Source organism: Periweissella ghanensis (genome assembly GCF_918814755.1).
In the GTDB taxonomy this organism is placed as follows: domain Bacteria; phylum Bacillota; class Bacilli; order Lactobacillales; family Lactobacillaceae; genus Periweissella; species Periweissella ghanensis.
This window is the reverse complement of sequence record NZ_CAKKNT010000058.1, coordinates 1-815: the sequence shown is the minus strand read 5'-3', so window position 1 is coordinate 815 and position 815 is coordinate 1. Positions and strand designations below refer to the sequence as shown.

General features: G+C 48.3%; 8 tRNA genes. All 8 read left to right on the top strand.

Annotated elements, in window-relative coordinates:
- The first annotated feature begins 26 nt into the window (after positions 1-26).
- The 8 genes from LQZ76_RS09940 to LQZ76_RS09905 all read left to right on the top strand — a co-directional run bounded on the left by LQZ76_RS09940 (position 27) and on the right by LQZ76_RS09905 (position 814).
- Positions 27-100 (top strand) — tRNA-Met (locus LQZ76_RS09940).
- Positions 101-106: 6 nt separating this feature from the next.
- Positions 107-180 (top strand) — tRNA-Asp (locus tag LQZ76_RS09935).
- 6 nt (positions 181-186) lie between these two features.
- Positions 187-259, top strand: a tRNA-Phe gene (locus LQZ76_RS09930).
- Between the two features lie 36 nt (positions 260-295).
- A tRNA-Gly gene (locus tag LQZ76_RS09925) sits at positions 296-366 on the top strand.
- A gap of 4 nt (positions 367-370) precedes the next feature.
- A tRNA-Ile gene (locus tag LQZ76_RS09920) sits at positions 371-444 on the top strand.
- A 39-nt stretch (positions 445-483) separates the two neighbouring features.
- Positions 484-571: transfer RNA gene (locus tag LQZ76_RS09915), tRNA-Ser, on the top strand.
- A 36-nt stretch (positions 572-607) separates the two neighbouring features.
- Positions 608-679 (top strand) — tRNA-Glu (locus tag LQZ76_RS09910).
- A gap of 45 nt (positions 680-724) precedes the next feature.
- Positions 725-814, top strand: a tRNA-Ser gene (locus LQZ76_RS09905).
- Position 815: the final 1 nt, after the last annotated feature.

The following is an 815-nucleotide window of genomic DNA, read 5'->3' as shown; positions in this document are numbered from 1 at the left end:
TCGTAAGATGATTAACTTAATATTATCGCGGGATGGAGCAGTTCGGTAGCTCGTCGGGCCCATAACCCGAAGGTCGTTGGTTCAAATCCAGCTCCCGCAATTGAATGGTCGCATGGTATAGTTGGTTATTACGCCCGCCTGTCACGCGGGAGATCACGGGTTCGAGTCCCGTTGTGACCGTTAAATGGCTCAGTAGCTCAGTTGGTAGAGCAATGGATTGAAGCTCCATGTGTCGGCGGTTCGATTCCGTCCTGCGCCATAGTAGTGGTAACACTACGAATTAAATAGGAATAATGCGAATGTAGTTCAATGGTAGAACGCTAGCCTTCCAAGCTCGATACGCGGGTTCGATTCCCGTCATTCGCTTTATGGGCCTATAGCTCAGCTGGTTAGAGCGCACGCCTGATAAGCGTGAGGTCGATGGTTCGAGTCCATTTAGGCCCATATAAAGTAACGTAGTTAAATAATTGTGTTGCTTGGTCTGGGGAAGTACTCAAGAGGCTGAAGAGGCGCCCCTGCTAAGGGTGTAGGTCGGGAAACCGGCGCGAGGGTTCGAATCCCTCCTTCTCCGTAGTTGTATTATTAATAGAGCTTAAATAAATTTTTTGTCCCGTTGGTCAAGTGGTTAAGACACCGCCCTTTCACGGCGGTAACATGGGTTCGAATCCCGTACGGGACATTTACAATTGATGTAAATGTCAGATTGTAATAGTTGAATATTTTTGGAGGATTACCCAAGTCTGGCTGAAGGGAATGGTCTTGAAAACCATCAGGTCGGGAAACCGGCGCGAGAGTTCGAATCTCTCATCCTCCTT